The organism is Pseudomonas sp. B28(2017) (assembly GCF_002113025.1).
Lineage (GTDB): Bacteria > Pseudomonadota > Gammaproteobacteria > Pseudomonadales > Pseudomonadaceae > Aquipseudomonas.
In genome coordinates this window covers 199,216-215,541 of sequence record NZ_NEJH01000002.1, presented here as the reverse complement: position 1 = coordinate 215,541, position 16,326 = coordinate 199,216, and the positions used below count along the sequence as shown (strand labels likewise).

Genomic DNA, 16,326 nt, shown 5'->3' with positions numbered 1-16,326 from the left:
TCAGACTGAATCCGGACCCCGGTTCCAGTACTTGAACAACGGCTCCGCCAAAAACAGCACAAACAACAACCGCATCACCTGCATAGCCGTCACCAGCGGTACCGACAGTTGCAGGGTTTCCGCGGTCAGGCTCATCTCGGCAATGCCGCCTGGCATCATGCCCAGGGTCAGCGAACGCAGATCCAGGTGGGTCAGGGCACTCAAGCCCAGCGCCGCCGCCGTTGCAATCAACATGGTCAACAGCGTGCCGATCAAGGTGCGTCCCATGAACGATGGTGCCCGGCGGAAAAACTGCCGGTTGAAGTGACAGCCCAGACCGCTGCCGATCAACCATTGGCCGATCTGGCTACCGCCATTGGGCAGGCCGATGTGCAGATCCCAGCCGATGCTGACTGTCGCACTGACCAGCAACGGCCCGAACAGCCAAGGGTTGGGTTGACGCAGGCGTTCCCAGATCCAGGCCGCCAATGCACCTGCTGGAAACAGCAGGGCCAGCCAGCGCCAGTCCACAGCGGTGGCATGTAAAACCGGGGCACCATCGCCCAGTAAATACTTGAAAGCCGCCGGCACGCAGAGCACTACCACCAACACCCGCAAACTCTGCCCCGCCGCCACACGGCTGAGCACCGCGCCATTGCGGGCGCCGAGGTTGACCATCTCTCCGGAACCGCCGGGCATGCTGGAAAAGAACGCCGTGGCGCGATCCTCACCGGTACGGCGCATCAGCCATACGCCGACGACCGCAGACAGGCTGGTGACCAGCGCACCGAAGAAGATCAGACCGAAATGACTCAGCACCTGCTCCAGCACCAGCGGGGTGAAGTGCAGGCCAATGCCGATACCGACGATCCACTGGCCGCACTTGCGGCCGCCAGGGATTTCGGCCAATTGCCAGGGTGTCAGGCAGCGCACGAGGATGATCGCCAGCAACGAGCCGACCATCCACGGCAAAGGCCAGCCGACCTGGCTGGCGAGGTAACCGCCAAGCAGGCCGACCAGCGGGGTTCCCCACCAGTTTCTGAAGGGTGTCCGATCAGACATCGGCGATAGCGCGTTGCGCGGCCGAACGTTTGCGCCAGATACGGATGATCGGCATCAACAGCATGATCGCCGTCAGCACCCAGACACCGAAGGTGATCGGGCTCGACCAGAGGATTTCCAGCGCACCGTTGGATATCGACAGGGCACGACGCAGGTTCTGCTCCATCAGGCCGCCGAGGATGAAGCCCAGCAGCAGCGGCGACAACGGGAAGTCCAGCTTGCGCAGGATGTAGCCGAAGATGCCGATGCCGATCATAAGGAACAGGTCGAAGGTGGTGGCGTGCACCGCGTAGACACCGATCCCGGTGATGATGGCGATCACCGGCACCAGTGCCCAGTTCGGCACGGCGAGGATGCGGGTGAATACGCGGATCATCGGGATGTTGAGGATCACCAGCATTACGTTGGCGATGAACAACGAAGCGATCAGGCCCCAGACAATGTCGGGTTGTTCCTGGAACAGCAGCGGGCCCGGGGTGATGTTGTACAGCGACAGTGCACCGATCATCACCGCCGTGGTGCCGGAACCTGGAACACCGAGGGTCAGCATCGGTACCAGCGCACCGCAGGCCGCGCCACCGATGGCGGTTTCCGGGGCAGCGAGGCCGCGCTTGTCGCCTTGGCCGAATTTGCCGCTGGCACCGGCGATGCGTTTCTCGGTCATGTAGGCCACGGCACTGGCCAGGGTCGCGCCGGCACCCGGCAACACGCCCATGATGAAGCCCAGCACGCCGCAGCGAATGTTCACCACGAACACTGACGCCGCTTCCTTGAAGTTGAACATCATGCGGCCGGTGGCTTTCACCGCTTCCTGGCCGTGATGGGTTTTTTCCAGCAGCAGGAGGATTTCGCTGATGGAGAACAGTCCCAGCACCAGCACGACGAACTGGATGCCGTCGGTCAGGTGGATGTTGTCCCCGGTGAAGCGATACACGCCGCTGTTGGCGTCGATGCCGACTGTCGACAGGAACAGACCGATCAACGCCGCGATGAAGGTCTTCAACGGTCGATCACCGGCCATGCCGCCGAGACAGACAATCGCAAATACCATCAGCACGAAGTATTCCGCCGGGCCGAAGGCAATTGCCCATTTCGCCAGCAGCGGAGCGAACAGCACCATGCCGCAGGTCGCGATGAAGGCGCCGATGAACGAACTCCAGGCAGACAGCGACAGCGCGACACCGGCCAGGCCCTGGCGGGCCATCGGGTAGCCGTCGAGGGTGGTCATCACAGTGGAGGCTTCGCCCGGGATGTTCAGCAGGATCGAGCTGATCCGGCCGCCGTATTCACAACCCAGGTACACCGCCGCCAGCAGAATCAACGCCGACTCCGGTGGCAGGCCGAGGGCAAATGCGATCGGGATCAACAGTGCCACGCCATTGATCGGGCCCAGCCCCGGCAACAGGCCGACCACGGTGCCGATCAGGGTGCCGCACAGGGCGGTCACCAGATTGTAGGGGCTCAGCGCGACGCCGAAACCCTGACCCAAATAGCCAAGAGTATCCATATCAGTTCTCCAGAACGTCGAGCAGGCCGAGGGGCAGCGGTACGTCCATCACGCGGTCGAACAGCAGGTAAAGGCCGACGGCCATCAGGCTGATGATCACGATGCTGGGTACCCAGCGGCCGCCATACAGGCGTGCCATCGGCACGCCGGTGAGGATGCTGGCGACGATGAAACCAAGAGGTTCGAAGGCGCCGGCGAATACCAGCAACAGCACCACGCAGATGCCGATCTTGGTCAGGGTTTCGCGGTCCAGCGGCGGCTCGTCATCGCTGTGCTTGATCGGCGCAGGACGAAATACCATGTACAGAAGTGCCGAGCCCATCAGGCCGAGCATCAGCAATGGAAAGGCCCGAGGCCCCACCGGTTCGTAGGAAAAAGCCGCTTGGTACGGCCACGCCATCAGTGCCAGGCCGATACAGGCCAGCAACAGCACCGAAGCAAAAATGCGTTGTAAGAGCATGAGGAACTCCTGTGCTGCGACTCCGCCGAGCGAAGTCGCAGCCGCTAGACAGAGACGATCACTGGATCAGGCCGAACTCTTTGGCCAGCACTTTGTAGTCCGCGACCTGCTTCTTCACGTAGGTGTCCAGCTCCGGGCCGGTCATGGCGAACGGGAAGAGCTCGCGCTGATCGCGCAGCTTGGCGAAGTCTTCGGAGGCCAGCAGTTTGTCGAAGGCAGCTTTCCACCAGGCGTAGTCTTCGTCGCTGACTTTTGGCCCGAGGTAGAAACCGCGCACCACCGGCCAGACAATGTCGTAGCCTTGTTCGCGGGCCGTAGGGATGTCTTTCATTTCCGGTTCGTCCAGACGCTTGTCGGAGAACACCGCCAGCAGGCGCATGTCGCCGCTGAGGATGTGCGGCATGGAGTCGGAGATGTCGGTGCTGCCGACCTGGATGTGACCGCCGAGCAGGGCGGTGGCTATTTCACCGCCGCCTTCAAGGGCAACGTAACGCAGGTCGCGAGGGTTGATCCCGGCGGCCTTGGCGATCAGCGCGGTTTGCATCCAGTCCTGGCTGCCGACGGTGCCACCGGAGCCGATCACCACTTTGCTCGGATCTTTCTTCAGTGCCTTAACCAGATCGTCGAGGGTCTTGTAGGGCGAGTCGCTTTTAACCGCGATGGCGCCATAGCTGGTGCCAACGGCGGCCAGCCAGCGCACGTTGCTTTCATCGAAACGGCCGAACTTGCCTTGGGCCAGGTTCAACAGTGAGCCGCTGGACCAGGCCACCAGGGTGCCGGCATCGGCCGGACGCTGGGCGACCACCGCGTTATACGCCACCGCACCGACACCGCCGGGCATGTAGGTCACGCGCATCGGTTTGGTCAGCAGTTTTTCGTTGATCAGCGCGCTTTGCGCCAGTTTGCAGGTCAGGTCGAAGCCACCGCCGGGCGAGGCCGGGGCGATGCATTCAGGGCGTTTGGGTTCGGCGAGCGCTTGGCCGGTGAACAGCAGGACGCTGGCGGCGAGGGCGATTTTACGCATTGACAGGTTCATTCAAGTCTCCTTGGGAGTTGTTGTTATGGACGTACTGAATTACCAAAGGGCAACGCTATAGCTCACCAGCAGACGCACTTCATCGGCATCGCGAGCGGAGTAGTTGGAGCGGTAGGTGGCATTGCGCAGACGCACGGCGACATCCTTGAGCGCGCCGCTTTGTACTACATATTTGATCTCGCTGTTGCGTTCCCATTCTTTGCCTTCGTCACCGTTCTTGAGCTTGATGTTGTCACCGCTCACGTAACGGCTCATGAAGCTGAGACCGGGGACGCCGAGGGTGACGAAGTCGAAGTCATAACGCGCTTGCCAGGAGCGCTCTTCGGCACCGGCAAAGTCGTTGATCTGCACGAAGTTCACCAGGTACGGGTCGGTGCCATCCACATACGGGAACGCGCTGTCACCGGACATGTGTTGGTAGCCCGCGCTGAACTTGTGCCCGCTCAGGGCGTAGCTCACCAGGCCGTTGAGGGACTTGTTGTCGATCTTGCCGCCACGGGCCTCGCCCTGGTCATCACTGATGGCAAACCGCAGGTCACTGGCGAAGGTGCCGGGGCCGAACGGCAGTGAGGCAACCAGCCCGAGATAGTGCTGGTTGTAGACTTCATCGAGTTGCGCGAAGTGGTAGCTGCCAGTGATCTTGTCGGTGAACTTGTAGTCCACGCCGCCAAAGTCGAAGTGTTCGCCGGCCACCGTTCCGGCGAAGCGGCTGTTCTTGTTGTTGAGGGCAACGTCCTCGAAGTCGGTGCTGTCGCGATCCTTGGCCTTGTCCAGGCGCCCGCCGGTGAAGGTCAGGTTCTTGATCTCTTTGGAGGTCAGCATGCCGCCTTCAAAGGTCTGTGGCAGGATGCGCCCGTCGTTGGGCTTGAGGATCGGCAGTTCCGGGATCAGGCTGCCGATTTTCAGCTCGCTGGCGGAGATTTTCATTTTGCCGGTCAGGCCGAGCTTGGAATATTCGTCAGCCGCGCGCCCGTCGTCATGGGTTGGCAGCAGCCCGGTACCGGTGCGGTCCTGGCTCGAATCGAGCTTGACCCCCATCATGCCCAGCGCATCGACACCGAACCCCACGGTGCCGTCGGTGTAGCCTGATTTCAGATTGAGCATGAAACCCTGGGCCCACTCGTCACGCTTGGATTGTTGGGCACTGGTACCGTCGCGAAAATCGCGATTGAAGTACATGTTGCGGGTTTCGAAAGTGGCCGAGCTGTCTTCGAAGAATGCGGCATGGCTCAAAGGTGAAAAACCGGCAAGGGCGGCAGCGCTGGCAAGCGCAGTGTGGCTGAAACGGGAGAGGCGGGCAGGCACGATAGCCTGGGTCTGCAAGGACTGCATGGATGACTTACTCCGTTTATTGTTCTTATTTGTCGAAAACGCTTCGAGGCGTTTTTCGTATCGCTGTGTGGCCGCAGCGACGGCAGTCGAAACTGTCCGTGGCTGGACTGTAACGGGCTAACCTTTCGCTAAGCTTTCAGCTGACTTTCACGGTTTTCGGGCTTCACAGCGGCGGTTGCGGCTGTAAACTCCGCGCCAAAGAATGGCGTCGACCATCCCTGAATGAGGTAAAGATCCATGCGTGTCCTGCTCGTCGAAGACCATCTGCAGCTCGCCGAAAGTGTCGCCCAGGCGCTCAAGGGCACCGGGCTGACCGTGGACGTCCTGCACGATGGCGTGGCGGCCGACCTGGCGCTGGGCAGCGAGGAATACGCCATGGCGATCCTCGACGTCGGCTTGCCGCGCATGGATGGCTTCGAAGTGCTGGCGCGCTTGCGGGCACGGGGCAAGAACCTGCCGGTGTTGATGCTGACCGCCCGCAGCGACGTCAAGGATCGGGTCCACGGCCTCAACCTCGGCGCCGACGACTATCTGGCCAAGCCATTCGAACTGACCGAACTCGAAGCCCGGGTCAAAGCCTTGTTGCGCCGCAGTGTGCTGGGCGGTGAACGCATTCAGCGTTGCGGTGTGCTGGCCTATGACCTGGAAACCCGGCGTTTCACCCTCGGCGAAGAATTGCTGACCCTGACCTCCCGCGAGCAAGCCGTGCTCGAAGCCCTGATCGCACGCCCCGGTCGGGTGATGAGCAAGGAGCAATTGGCGTCGCAAGTGTTCGGTCTCGATGAAGAGGCCAGCCCCGATGCGATCGAAATCTACGTGCACCGCCTGCGCAAGAAACTCGATGGTCAGCCGGTCGCCATCGTGACGTTCCGTGGCCTCGGTTACTTGCTGGAAAGCCGCGATGCATAAGCCCAGCAGCCTGCGCTGGCGGTTGCTGTGGAACCTGGCGCTGTTGCTGGTGGTGTTGATGCTGGCCAGCGGGTTGAGCGCCTACTGGAACGGTCGTGAAGCCGCCGACACGGCCTATGACCGGACCCTGCTGGCCTCGGCGCGGACCATCGCCGCCGGCGTCTCCCAGCGCGACGGCAGCCTGAGCGCCGACGTGCCCTACGTGGCCCTCGATACGTTTGCCTACGACAGTGCCGGGCGAATTTTCTACCTGGTCAACGACATCAATCAGAAGCTGATTTCCGGTTACGAAAACTTGCCCGCGCCACCGCCGGGAACGCCGCGCACCGACGACTATCCGGCGCTGGCACGCTTCTACAACGCCCAGTACCGCGGGCAGAACGTGCGCGTGGTGAGCCTGCTCAAGCCCGTGAGCGAACCGAACATGAACGGCATGGCGGAAATCCGCGTGGCGGAAACCGATGAAGCGCGCGTCAGCATGGCCCGCAGCCTGGCGGCGGATACGTTGCTGCGCCTGGGCATGCTGGCAATGGGGGCGTTGATGCTGGTGTGGTTTGCGGTGAGTGCTGCGTTGCGCCCGCTGGAGCGCTTGCGCACGGCGGTGGAAGAGCGCCAGCCGGACGATCTGCGCCCTTTGCCGTTGGTGGAAGTGCAGCGCGAGTTGTGGCCGCTGGTGCGTGCACTCAATCACTTTACCGAGCGCTTGCGCGGCCAGTTCGAGAAACAGGCGCAATTCATTGCCGACGCCGCCCACGAACTGCGCACGCCATTGGCGGCACTCAAGGCGCGACTGGAGCTGGGCATGCGCTCGGCCGAGCCCGATACCTGGCGCAGCACGCTGGAGACCGCCGCCCAGGGCACCGATCGCTTGACCCATCTGGCCAATCAGTTGCTTTCCCTGGCACGGGTCGAAAATGGCGCCCGGGCGATTGCCGAGGGCGGCGCGCAGTTACTCGACCTGAGTCAATTGGCACGGGAGCTGGGCATGGCCATGGCACCGTTGGCCCACAAGCGCGGCATCGCGCTGGCGCTGGAAGCGGATGAACCCGTCTGGTTGCGGGGCGAGCCGACGCTACTGAACGAATTGCTGAGCAACCTGGTGGATAACGCACTGGCTCACACGCCGCCCGGTGGCAACGTGATTCTGCGCGTCTCGGCGCCCGCCGTACTGGAAGTCGAAGATGATGGGCCCGGCATACCTCTTGAAGAGCGTGATCGGGTATTCGAACGCTTTTACCGACGCAATCAGCAAGTGGCCGGTTCCGGATTGGGGTTGGCGATTGTCGGCGAGATCTGTCGCGCGCACCTGGCACAGGTCAGCTTGCACGATGGTGAGCAGGCGGGTTTGAAGGTGCGGGTGAGTTTTATTGCGGGAGAATGAACATTCACACTGTGGCGAGGGGGCAGACCCCCTCGCAACAAGGATCAGTAAAACATCGTGCGTGTTTCTTCCAGATCGGCGCACATCGCCGCGTCATCGAAATCGATTCCGAGTGCCCTGAAGGCCGGTACATTCAGCGCATCGGTACGGGCAAGCGGATGATCGGTGTCCTGGAAGCAATACAGGCTGGCCACCTGCACCAGATCCACATAGTCGACTTGTGCAGACTGGCGTTTGAAGTTCAGGTATAGCCGTGGCACTTGCACCAGCATGTCCGGGAACTCCCAGACCTTGAGCAGTTTTTCGCCGATCAGCGGATGAATCTGGTCGATTACATGGTTGAGGCTGACCGGGTCGGACAGCAGCTCATAGTGATCTTCGGCGTAGGTCAGGATCGGCAGCACGCCGATCTGGTGCACCAGCCCGCCAAGGGCCGCCTGATCGGGCTTGAGCTGGGTGTAGCTGCGGCACAACGCATAGCTGACACCGGCGATTTCCAGGCTTTTACGCCAGACATCGCGCATCTTCTGTTCCACCACGTCGGAGCGGGCATGGAAAATCTGCTCCATGACCAGGCCGATCGCCAGATTGCTGCTGTAGTTGATGCCCAGGCGCGTGATCGCCGTGTGCAGATCGGTGACTTCCTGGGTCGCGCGCAGCAACGGGCTATTGACCACCTTGATCAGGCGCGCCGACAACGCGGCATCGCGGCCGATCACTTTGCTCAGGGTGCTGATGCTGATTTCCGGGTTTTCTGCGGCCTTGCGAATTTGCAGGGCCACCTCCGGTAACGTTGGCAGAACCAGGTCATCGTTATTGATGGCCTCAACCAAATCCTGTTGGACCTTTTCCGCCAGCTCGCTCATTTAGTCTCTCTAGGTGTCGCGCCAAGTGCTGCCGTTATTGCTGGATTTCGCGATCGCGGTCCAGTTCATAAGGCAGGTCGAGCAGTTGCAGGGACGGCCCTTCGAGGGCGCCCAGGTGAATGTCTCCACTCTCTGCTGCTTCGGCTTGCAACACCGCCAGGAGTTCGATGCCTTGCCCGGCGCGGGCAGCCAGCACCACTTCGCCGATGGAGCTGCCGTGGGTCGGGGAAAACAGCGCGATACCCGGTTCAGGCAGCTCGCTGGCAGCCAGTTGCAGGCGATACAGGCGGCGCTTGAGTTTGCCCAGGTACTGCATCCGCGCAACGATTTCCTGCCCGGTGTAGCAACCTTTCTTGAAACTCACGCCGCCGACCGCTTGCAGGTTGAGCATCTGCGGGATGAACAACTCGCGGGTGCCGGGCATGACCTGGCCGATCCCTGCACGGACCTGGCCCAGCAGCCACTGGTTCAGATCGCCTTCGCTCAGCGCAGCCGACAGCTTGCCTTTGACCGCGTCGGCTTGACCGGCGGCGACCCACAACTCGGCGCGCTCCGGCGAGACGCGGATGGCGATCAGTCCATCGTTGCGCACGACGCTGTCGGTTTCTGCCGGCAGGTCCAGACCGAGGCTGATCAGAGCAGCATCGCCATGCTCAACGCCGAAGCGGACCCAGGCGGTACTTTCGTCGGTCAGTTTCGATTTGGAGAACACCGCGTATTTTTTCAGGTCCGCCAGTTGCGGTTCGAGCAATTCGGTGGCCATGGCCAGGACCACGCCGTCACCTTCGAGCAGGATGCGAAAACTCGATTGCATCCGGCCTTTTTGCGTGCAGCGCGCACCGAGGCTGGCCCGGGAATCGCTCAGGTAGTTGAGATTGCAGGTCAGTTGGCCTTGCAGGAATTTGCTGGCGTCCGCGCCGCGGACCGCGAGAACACCTTCATGAGAAAGCGTGCAGAAAAAAGCAGAATCGGCCATGGGTCATCGCAGGGTAAAGAGTTTGGCGGACATCATAAGGTGGCGCCTTCGAAATGGGTAGTTCACAAAGGATCGCCGGTGCCGACCAAAGCCGAGTGTTCGACGGGGCGCGGGTCTGTATACTTGCGGCCTATTTGAGGAGCGCTCCATGGTCGAAGATGTTGAACTGAACCGCCTCTTTTGGCACAGCCGCCGCGGCATGCTTGAGCTTGATGTGTTGCTGGTGCCGTTCACGAAAGAGGTTTACGCAACGCTCAACGAGGTGGATCGCGCGTTGTACGTCCGACTGCTGACGTGTGAGGATCAGGACATGTTCGGCTGGTTCATGGAACGCAGCGAATCCGAGGATCCCGAACTGCAACGCATGGTTCGCATGATCCTGGATCGTGTCCAGCCCAAGTAACGGGTTCGAATGCCGCTGGCATGCCTCACGGCAGTTGCTGGCGGCGTATCTTTTGGCCCAGCTGTTCGCGTTGGGTTCGTTGTGTCTACTGTCGATTCCGGTCTGGGCCAGCTGGCTCGGCGTCGTGCTGTGCGTGGCTCACGGAGCCTGGCTGTTGCCCCGGCAGATCCTGCTGACGCACCCGCAGGCATTTTGCGGTTTGCGGCGCGATGCCGATGGCTGGCAGTTGTGGAGTCGGGCCAAGGGTTGGCAGCCCGTGCAACTAAGGCCGGATAGCCTGGCGCTGCCGTTGGTGGTGGTACTGCGTTTCCGTTTGCGTGGCGAGCGCCGGGTCAGGGCCATTTGCGTGCCCCGGGATGCGCAGGCGGCGGATGTACACCGACGCCTGCGGGTCCGGCTCAAATTCAGCCGACGTAGGTGGGCGGCACCAGAATAGTGTCCAGCGCGACCGGCAACATGTCCGGGTAGTCGAGGGTGTAATGCAGGCCACGGCTTTCCTTGCGCTCCATGGCTGACAGAATCATCAGCTCGGCCACCTGGGCCAGGTTGCGCAACTCGATCAGATCCCGGCTGACCTTGTAGTTGCTGTAGAACTCGTCGATTTCATCCAGCAACAGTTGCACGCGGTGTTGCGCCCGTTGCAGACGCTTGTTGGTGCGCACGATGCCAACGTAGTCCCACATGAACCGCCGCAGTTCATCCCAGTTGTGCGCGATGATCACATCCTCATCGGAGTCGGTGACCTGGCTCGCGTCCCAGGCGGGAAGGGGGGCTGGCATCTGAACCCGGGGCAACTGTTCGAGAATGTCCGCAGCCGCTGAACGGGCATAAACGAAACACTCCAGCAGCGAGTTGCTGGCCATGCGGTTGGCGCCGTGCAGGCCGGTGAAACTGGTTTCGCCAATGGCGTACAGTCCCGGCACATCGGTGCGGCCCTGTTGATCGACCATCACACCGCCGCAGGTATAGTGCGCCGCCGGGACCACCGGAATCGGTTGTCTGGTGATGTCGATGGAAAATTCCAGGCAGCGTTCGTACACCGTCGGGAAGTGCGTCTTGATGAACGCTTCGGGCTTGTGGCTGATGTCCAGATAGACGCAATCGACGCCCAGGCGCTTCATTTCATGGTCGATGGCCCGGGCGACGATGTCCCGTGGCGCCAACTCTGCCCGTGGATCGAAGCGCTGCATGAAGCGCTCGCCGTTGGGCAGCTTCAGATGGGCACCTTCGCCTCGCAGGGCTTCGGTGATCAGGAAACTCTTGGCTTGCGGGTGATACAGGCAAGTAGGGTGGAACTGATTGAATTCCAGGTTTGCCACCCGGCAGCCCGAGCGCCAGGCCATGGCGATGCCATCGCCGCAGGCGCCGTCAGGGTTGCTGGTGTACAGGTAAACCTTGGCCGCTCCACCAGAGGCGAGGATCACGAAACGGGCGCCATAGGTGTCGACTTCGCCGGTGCCGCGATTGAGCACATAAGCGCCGAGGCAGCGATCACCTTCGAGTCCCAGGCGTTTCTCCGTGATCAGGTCAACCGCAACCCGCTGTTCCAGCAGTTCGATGTTCGGTCTCTTCCTGGCCTGGTCGAGCAGGGTTGTGAAAATGGCAGCGCCCGTGGCATCGGCGGCGTGGATGATGCGCCGGTGGCTGTGACCGCCCTCGCGGGTCAGGTGGAACTCGAACCCGCCATCTTCGTTGCTCGAGTGTTCATCGCGGGTAAAGGGCACGCCTTGGTCGATCAGCCATTGAATCGCTTCCTTGCTGTGCTCGACGGTAAAGCGCACGGCGTCCTCATGGCACAGGCCGCCGCCGGCATTGAGTGTGTCATCGACATGGGATTCAACGGTATCGGTGTCATCCAGCACGGCCGCAACGCCGCCCTGGGCCCAGAAAGTCGAGCCGTTGGCGAGGTTGCCCTTGCTCAGAACGGCAATGCGCAAATGACCGGGCAAGGTCAGCGCAAGGCTCAAGCCGGCAGCACCGCTGCCAATTACCAGAACATCGTGTTGAAACTGTTGGCTCATTTCAGGATTCCGCTCAAAGCGACCCGGGTCGGGGGTGGCGCAGCCGGACTGGTGAGTCGAGTCGGCCGCACTGCCCACTAGTATATAGAGGGGGGGAGCGGCACAATACCCGAGCCAGCATGGCATTGTGAAACTACTGTGACGCAAAACATCGCTCGCTTCGTCGGATGTTTTTCTGCCCGTTGGGCGCGAGAGTGACTGTATCGCCGATTTAACAGTCATTTTCGCTTCACGGTTGCACAATGTCGGTTCGGCGCAGCTATAAATATTTGGAACTTTTGCCAAAGGGCCAAGATCAATAGACGGTTGCCTGAAACAAGGGACAGTGTCGGCTTCAGTGAGGAATTGCGGTTCGATCCTTGCCGAAGAATCCGATGACAAGATTATTCGCGCAGCCGGGTCAACTCGCGCTGCGCTTTTCGTGCGTGCCAAATCAGAGCCCGCAGGAAACTTGCCTGGAGGGGGAGAACTTTTGCGAAAAGCCCGAGTCTATGTTTGCAAGTCTGGTCGTTTGGTTCTGCAAGCCTCCTCCGAGCTCATCGAGGAGTGTTCATGCTAACCCAGGAAGAGGATCAGCAACTGGTCGAACGCGTTCAGCGCGGCGACAAGCGTGCTTTCGATCTGCTAGTGCTGAAATACCAGCACAAAATTCTCGGGTTGATCGTGCGTTTCGTGCACGACACCCATGAAGCCCAGGATGTGGCACAAGAAGCCTTTATCAAGGCGTACCGTGCACTTGGAAATTTTCGCGGAGACAGCGCGTTTTATACGTGGCTTTACCGCATCGCCATCAACACGGCGAAAAACTATCTGGTTTCACGCGGCCGTCGGCCGCCGGATAGCGATGTCAGTTCCGAGGATGCAGAGTTCTACGATGGCGATCACGGCCTCAAGGATCTCGAGTCGCCAGAACGGGCTTTGCTGCGGGATGAGATCGAAGGCACCGTCCATCGAACCATTCAGCAACTGCCGGAAGATTTACGTACGGCTCTAACTTTACGTGAGTTTGATGGTCTGAGTTACGAGGACATTGCGAGCGTCATGCAATGTCCGGTAGGCACCGTGCGCTCCCGGATCTTCCGCGCCCGGGAGGCCATCGACAAAGCCCTGCAGCCGTTGTTGCAGGAAAACTAAAGACAGCGGCGACAGCCAAGAGAGGAACGCCATGAGTCGTGAAGCCCTGCAGGAATCGCTGTCCGCAGTGATGGATAACGAAGCGGACGAATTGGAATTGCGTCGGGTATTGAATGCCTGTGACGATGTTGAAACCCGTGATACCTGGGCTCGTTATCAGATCGCTCGGGCAGTGATGCACAAGGATCTGCTGCTTCCACGTCTGGACATCGCTGCGGCTGTTTCTGCTGCCCTGACTGACGAAGCCGTACCGGCAAAACCTTCCCGTGGTCCATGGCGCAGCCTGGGTCGTCTGGCGGTCGCAGCTTCTGTGACCCTGGCGGTGCTGGCCGGTGTGCGTCTGTACAACCAGGATGAGATCGCCGGTGTCGAACTGGCCCAGCAATCCAGTCAACCCGCGCTGGCCGTTCCTCAAGTAAAAGGCCCTGCTGTCCTGGCAGGCTACAATGAGAGTTCGGAAGCCACCGGCCCAATGGCCAGCGGCGTTTTGCAAGGTCAGCCAGGCTGGCACGATCAGCGTCTGCCAGGTTACTTGCGCCAACATGCACAACAGGCTGCACTGAAAGGCACTGAGAGCGCTCTGCCTTACGCTCGTGCCGCAAGCCTGGAAAACCGTTAAGGAGGATCATGCGCGCCATACCTCTACTTTCGCTTCTGCTCAGCGGCTGGTTCATCGTTCCAGCCCATGCCGATGATGCCCAGGACTGGTTGACACGCCTGGGCCAGGCAGAGCAACAGCAGAGCTTTCAGGGTACTTTCGTCTACGAGCGTAACGGTAGTTTTTCTACCCATAACATCTGGCACCGTGTCCAGGATGGAAAGGTCCGCGAGCGATTGATCCAGCTCGACGGTTCCGCTCAGGAAGTCGTGCGCATTGATGGGCATACTCAATGCGTCAGCGGCACACTGATAGCAGGGCTTGGGGACTCCCCCAACTCGGCTGCCCGTGCACTCGATCCTCAAAAGCTCAAGAATTGGTATGACCTTGCTGTCGTCGGCAAGTCGCGTGTCGCCGGCCGTTCGGCGGTGATCGTATCGCTTACACCCCGCGATCAACACCGCTACGGTTTTGAACTGCATCTGGATAAGGAAACCGGCCTGCCTCTGAAGTCTTTGCTATTGGACGACAAGGGGCGGTTGCTGGAGCGCTTCCAGTTCACGCAACTGGATACTAAAGACGTTCCTTCCGAAGACGACCTGCAGGCCAGTAACGATTGCAAGCCGGTCAACCTTGAAAGTGACAAGGCTTCTGCCGTCAAGACCGCCCAGGTCTGGCGTTCCGACTGGTTGCCGCCGGGCTTCGAGCTGACCAGTAGCACCGCTCGCAAGGATCCGGAGACTAAAACCCAGGTCAATAGCCTGTTGTATGACGATGGTCTGGCGCGCTTTTCGGTATTCCTCGAGCCGTTGAATGGCGCAACAGTCACCGACACCCGTACTCAGTTGGGGCCGACCGTTGCGGTTTCCCGGCGCTTGACCACAGCACAGGGTGAGATGATGGTGACCGTCGTCGGCGAGATACCGGTCGGTACTGCTGAACGGATAGCGCTTTCGATGCGTACCGACGCTGCTGCAACCAAGCAGTGAGCTGAATTCGAAATGTTTCGTGAGCATTTCAATTTGCAAAAATCCCTTAAATTTCTTATAGGTCAGAGCCCCTCGGCTCTGGCCTTGTTTGTTGTTCCCGGAACAAAAATACCGGCGTATTGTTCCCGGTGTTCCTTGCTCCATATCGCTTAACCATGCTCGTCGTAACGGGAGCCGTATGTCGATACCACGCTTGAAGTCCTACCTTTCCATAATTGCCACCGTGCTGGTGCTCGGTCAGGCGGTCACCGCCCAAGCGGTCGAATTGCCTGACTTTACGCAACTGGTCGAACAGGCCTCGCCTGCGGTCGTGAACATCAGTACCACGCAAAAGCTGCCGGATCGCAAAGTCAACCAGCAAATGCCCGACCTCGAAGGCTTGCCGCCAATGCTGCGCGAATTCTTCGAGCGGGGCATGCCGCCGCAATCGCGTTCACCTCGCGACCGTCAGCGTGAGGCAACTTCCCTGGGCTCGGGTTTCATCATCTCTACTGATGGCTACATCCTGACCAACAACCACGTGATCGCCGATGCTGACGAAATCCTCGTTCGTCTGGCTGATCGCAGCGAAATGAAAGCCAAGCTGATCGGTACCGACCCACGTTCCGACGTGGCGCTGCTGAAAATCGAAGGCAAGGATCTGCCTGTGCTGAAGCTCGGCAAATCCCAGGACCTGAAGGCCGGTCAATGGGTTGTCGCGATCGGCTCGCCATTCGGCTTTGACCACACGGTGACCCAAGGCATCGTCAGCGCCGTCGGTCGCAGCCTGCCGAACGAAAACTATGTGCCGTTCATCCAGACCGACGTGCCGATCAACCCGGGCAACTCGGGCGGCCCGCTGTTCAATCTGAACGGTGAGGTGGTCGGGATCAACTCGCAGATCTATACCCGTTCCGGTGGCTTCATGGGGGTGTCGTTTGCAATCCCGATCGACGTGGCCATGGATGTTTCCAATCAGCTGAAATCCGGAGGCAAGGTCAGCCGTGGCTGGCTGGGTGTCGTGATTCAGGAAGTGAGCAAGGACCTGGCCGAGTCGTTCGGTCTGGAGAAGCCGGCGGGTGCGCTGGTTGCCCAGATCCAGGATGATGGCCCGGCTGCCAAGGGTGGCCTGCAAGTTGGCGACGTGATCCTGAGCATGAACGGTCAGCCAATCGTCATGTCGGCCGACCTGCCGCATCTCGTTGGCGCATTGAAGGCCGGCTCCAAGGCCGATCTGGAAGTGATTCGTGACGGCAAGCGCAAGAATGTCGAACTGACAGTCGGCGCGATTCCGGAAGAGGGCAAGGAGCTGGATGCGCTGCCAAAATCCAGCATCGAGCGCAGCAGCAATCGCCTCGGTGTTTCCGTGGTCGAGCTGACTGACGAGCAAAAGAAAACCTACGACCTCAAAGGTGGCGTGCTGATCAAGGAGGTGCAGGACGGTCCTGCCGCCATGATCGGCTTGCAGCCGGGTGATGTGATTACCCACCTGAACAACCAGGCCATCGGTTCCACCAAGGAGTTCGCGGACATCGCCAAGGCGCTGCCAAAGAACCGCTCGGTGTCGATGCGGGTACTGCGTCAGGGGCGTGCGAGCTTCATCACCTTCAAACTGGCTGAATAACCCGGTTGTCGGCTGAATAAAAAACCGCCTCGAAAGAGGCGGTTTTTTTATGTCCGGACTTTTTGTCTCC

16 protein-coding genes are annotated in these 16,326 nt (G+C 60.5%); 8 read left to right on the top strand and 8 right to left on the bottom strand.

Translation table 11 applies throughout. The features are described from left to right. The 5 genes from CAF65_RS05615 to CAF65_RS05595 are packed head-to-tail and all read right to left on the bottom strand — an operon-like array spanning position 1 to position 5,376. Positions 1-1,041 carry an AbrB family transcriptional regulator gene (locus tag CAF65_RS05615; RefSeq protein ID WP_085715414.1) on the bottom strand — a complete coding sequence of 347 codons (1,041 nt, stop codon included), beginning with the start codon at positions 1,039-1,041 and terminating at the stop codon, positions 1-3. Beyond that, positions 1,034-2,548, bottom strand: coding sequence for a tripartite tricarboxylate transporter permease (locus CAF65_RS05610; protein ID WP_085715413.1), 1,515 nt, complete (start codon positions 2,546-2,548; stop codon positions 1,034-1,036). Before CAF65_RS05610 ends, CAF65_RS05615 begins: the two co-directional genes overlap by 8 nt. 1 nt (position 2,549) lies before the next feature. Next, a complete protein-coding gene (locus tag CAF65_RS05605) occupies positions 2,550-3,008 on the bottom strand; it encodes a tripartite tricarboxylate transporter TctB family protein (protein WP_085715412.1) in 459 nt (152 codons plus the stop codon). Between the two features lie 58 nt (positions 3,009-3,066). After that, entirely contained in the window at positions 3,067-4,044 is a 978-nt protein-coding gene (locus CAF65_RS05600; protein WP_085715411.1) for a tripartite tricarboxylate transporter substrate binding protein, read from the bottom strand. Positions 4,045-4,083: 39 nt separating this feature from the next. Continuing rightward, a complete protein-coding gene (locus tag CAF65_RS05595) occupies positions 4,084-5,376 on the bottom strand; it encodes an OprD family porin (protein WP_085715410.1) in 1,293 nt (430 codons plus the stop codon). A 237-nt stretch (positions 5,377-5,613) separates the two neighbouring features. On the opposite strand from CAF65_RS05595, the gene CAF65_RS05590 reads away from it, so the two are divergent. Both CAF65_RS05590 and CAF65_RS05585 read left to right on the top strand, forming a co-directional pair. Then, positions 5,614-6,285 carry a response regulator gene (locus CAF65_RS05590; RefSeq protein ID WP_057400723.1) on the top strand — a complete coding sequence of 224 codons (672 nt, stop codon included), beginning with the start codon at positions 5,614-5,616 and terminating at the stop codon, positions 6,283-6,285. Then, entirely contained in the window at positions 6,278-7,666 is a 1,389-nt protein-coding gene (locus tag CAF65_RS05585; protein WP_085715409.1) for a sensor histidine kinase, read from the top strand. Before CAF65_RS05590 ends, CAF65_RS05585 begins: the two co-directional genes overlap by 8 nt. Before the next feature lie 44 nt (positions 7,667-7,710). Here CAF65_RS05585 and CAF65_RS05580 read toward each other — a convergent pair whose 3' ends face one another. Next, a complete protein-coding gene (locus CAF65_RS05580) occupies positions 7,711-8,532 on the bottom strand; it encodes an HDOD domain-containing protein (RefSeq protein ID WP_085715408.1) in 822 nt (273 codons plus the stop codon). A 34-nt stretch (positions 8,533-8,566) separates the two neighbouring features. Continuing rightward, positions 8,567-9,508 carry a folate-binding protein YgfZ gene (locus tag CAF65_RS05575; protein WP_085715407.1) on the bottom strand — a complete coding sequence of 314 codons (942 nt, stop codon included), beginning with the start codon at positions 9,506-9,508 and terminating at the stop codon, positions 8,567-8,569. A 148-nt stretch (positions 9,509-9,656) separates the two neighbouring features. On the opposite strand from CAF65_RS05575, the gene CAF65_RS05570 reads away from it, so the two are divergent. Both CAF65_RS05570 and CAF65_RS05565 read left to right on the top strand, forming a co-directional pair. Beyond that, positions 9,657-9,911, top strand: a complete 255-nt coding sequence (locus CAF65_RS05570; RefSeq protein WP_007979797.1) for a succinate dehydrogenase assembly factor 2 — start codon at positions 9,657-9,659, stop codon at positions 9,909-9,911. After that, on the top strand, positions 9,895-10,347 hold the full coding sequence (locus CAF65_RS05565; protein WP_085715406.1) for a protein YgfX: 453 nt from the start codon (positions 9,895-9,897) through the stop codon (positions 10,345-10,347). Before CAF65_RS05570 ends, CAF65_RS05565 begins: the two co-directional genes overlap by 17 nt. Here CAF65_RS05565 and nadB read toward each other — a convergent pair. Then, entirely contained in the window at positions 10,316-11,932 is a 1,617-nt protein-coding gene (gene nadB, locus CAF65_RS05560; RefSeq protein ID WP_085715405.1) for an L-aspartate oxidase, read from the bottom strand. The genes CAF65_RS05565 and nadB overlap by 32 nt on opposite strands. A gap of 552 nt (positions 11,933-12,484) precedes the next feature. On the opposite strand from nadB, the gene rpoE reads away from it, so the two are divergent. The 4 genes from rpoE to CAF65_RS05540 all read left to right on the top strand — a co-directional run bounded on the left by rpoE (position 12,485) and on the right by CAF65_RS05540 (position 16,256). Further along, positions 12,485-13,066: an RNA polymerase sigma factor RpoE gene (rpoE, locus tag CAF65_RS05555; protein WP_003172477.1), complete on the top strand. Its 582-nt coding sequence runs from the start codon at positions 12,485-12,487 to the stop codon at positions 13,064-13,066. A 31-nt stretch (positions 13,067-13,097) separates the two neighbouring features. Continuing rightward, positions 13,098-13,685 (top strand): sigma-E factor negative regulatory protein, encoded by a 588-nt coding sequence (locus CAF65_RS05550; RefSeq protein WP_085715404.1) that lies wholly within the window; start codon positions 13,098-13,100, stop codon positions 13,683-13,685. Between the two features lie 8 nt (positions 13,686-13,693). Further along, positions 13,694-14,653, top strand: a complete 960-nt coding sequence (locus CAF65_RS05545) for a MucB/RseB C-terminal domain-containing protein (RefSeq protein WP_085715403.1) — start codon at positions 13,694-13,696, stop codon at positions 14,651-14,653. Between the two features lie 178 nt (positions 14,654-14,831). Next, positions 14,832-16,256: a DegQ family serine endoprotease gene (locus tag CAF65_RS05540; protein WP_085715402.1), complete on the top strand. Its 1,425-nt coding sequence runs from the start codon at positions 14,832-14,834 to the stop codon at positions 16,254-16,256. The last annotated feature ends 70 nt before the right edge of the window (positions 16,257-16,326 follow it).

Coding starts and splice junctions, on each gene's coding strand:
- CAF65_RS05615 (WP_085715414.1), bottom strand. CDS start 1,041: ATGTCTGATCGGACACCCTTCAGAAACTGGTGGGGAACCCCGCTGGTC.
- CAF65_RS05610 (WP_085715413.1), bottom strand. CDS start 2,548: ATGGATACTCTTGGCTATTTGGGTCAGGGTTTCGGCGTCGCGCTGAGC.
- CAF65_RS05605 (WP_085715412.1), bottom strand. CDS start 3,008: ATGCTCTTACAACGCATTTTTGCTTCGGTGCTGTTGCTGGCCTGTATC.
- CAF65_RS05600 (WP_085715411.1), bottom strand. CDS start 4,044: ATGAACCTGTCAATGCGTAAAATCGCCCTCGCCGCCAGCGTCCTGCTG.
- CAF65_RS05595 (WP_085715410.1), bottom strand. CDS start 5,376: ATGCAGTCCTTGCAGACCCAGGCTATCGTGCCTGCCCGCCTCTCCCGT.
- CAF65_RS05590 (WP_057400723.1), top strand. CDS start 5,614: ATGCGTGTCCTGCTCGTCGAAGACCATCTGCAGCTCGCCGAAAGTGTC.
- CAF65_RS05585 (WP_085715409.1), top strand. CDS start 6,278: ATGCATAAGCCCAGCAGCCTGCGCTGGCGGTTGCTGTGGAACCTGGCG.
- CAF65_RS05580 (WP_085715408.1), bottom strand. CDS start 8,532: ATGAGCGAGCTGGCGGAAAAGGTCCAACAGGATTTGGTTGAGGCCATC.
- CAF65_RS05575 (WP_085715407.1), bottom strand. CDS start 9,508: ATGGCCGATTCTGCTTTTTTCTGCACGCTTTCTCATGAAGGTGTTCTC.
- CAF65_RS05570 (WP_007979797.1), top strand. CDS start 9,657: ATGGTCGAAGATGTTGAACTGAACCGCCTCTTTTGGCACAGCCGCCGC.
- nadB (WP_085715405.1), bottom strand. CDS start 11,932: ATGAGCCAACAGTTTCAACACGATGTTCTGGTAATTGGCAGCGGTGCT.
- rpoE (WP_003172477.1), top strand. CDS start 12,485: ATGCTAACCCAGGAAGAGGATCAGCAACTGGTCGAACGCGTTCAGCGC.
- CAF65_RS05550 (WP_085715404.1), top strand. CDS start 13,098: ATGAGTCGTGAAGCCCTGCAGGAATCGCTGTCCGCAGTGATGGATAAC.
- CAF65_RS05545 (WP_085715403.1), top strand. CDS start 13,694: ATGCGCGCCATACCTCTACTTTCGCTTCTGCTCAGCGGCTGGTTCATC.
- CAF65_RS05540 (WP_085715402.1), top strand. CDS start 14,832: ATGTCGATACCACGCTTGAAGTCCTACCTTTCCATAATTGCCACCGTG.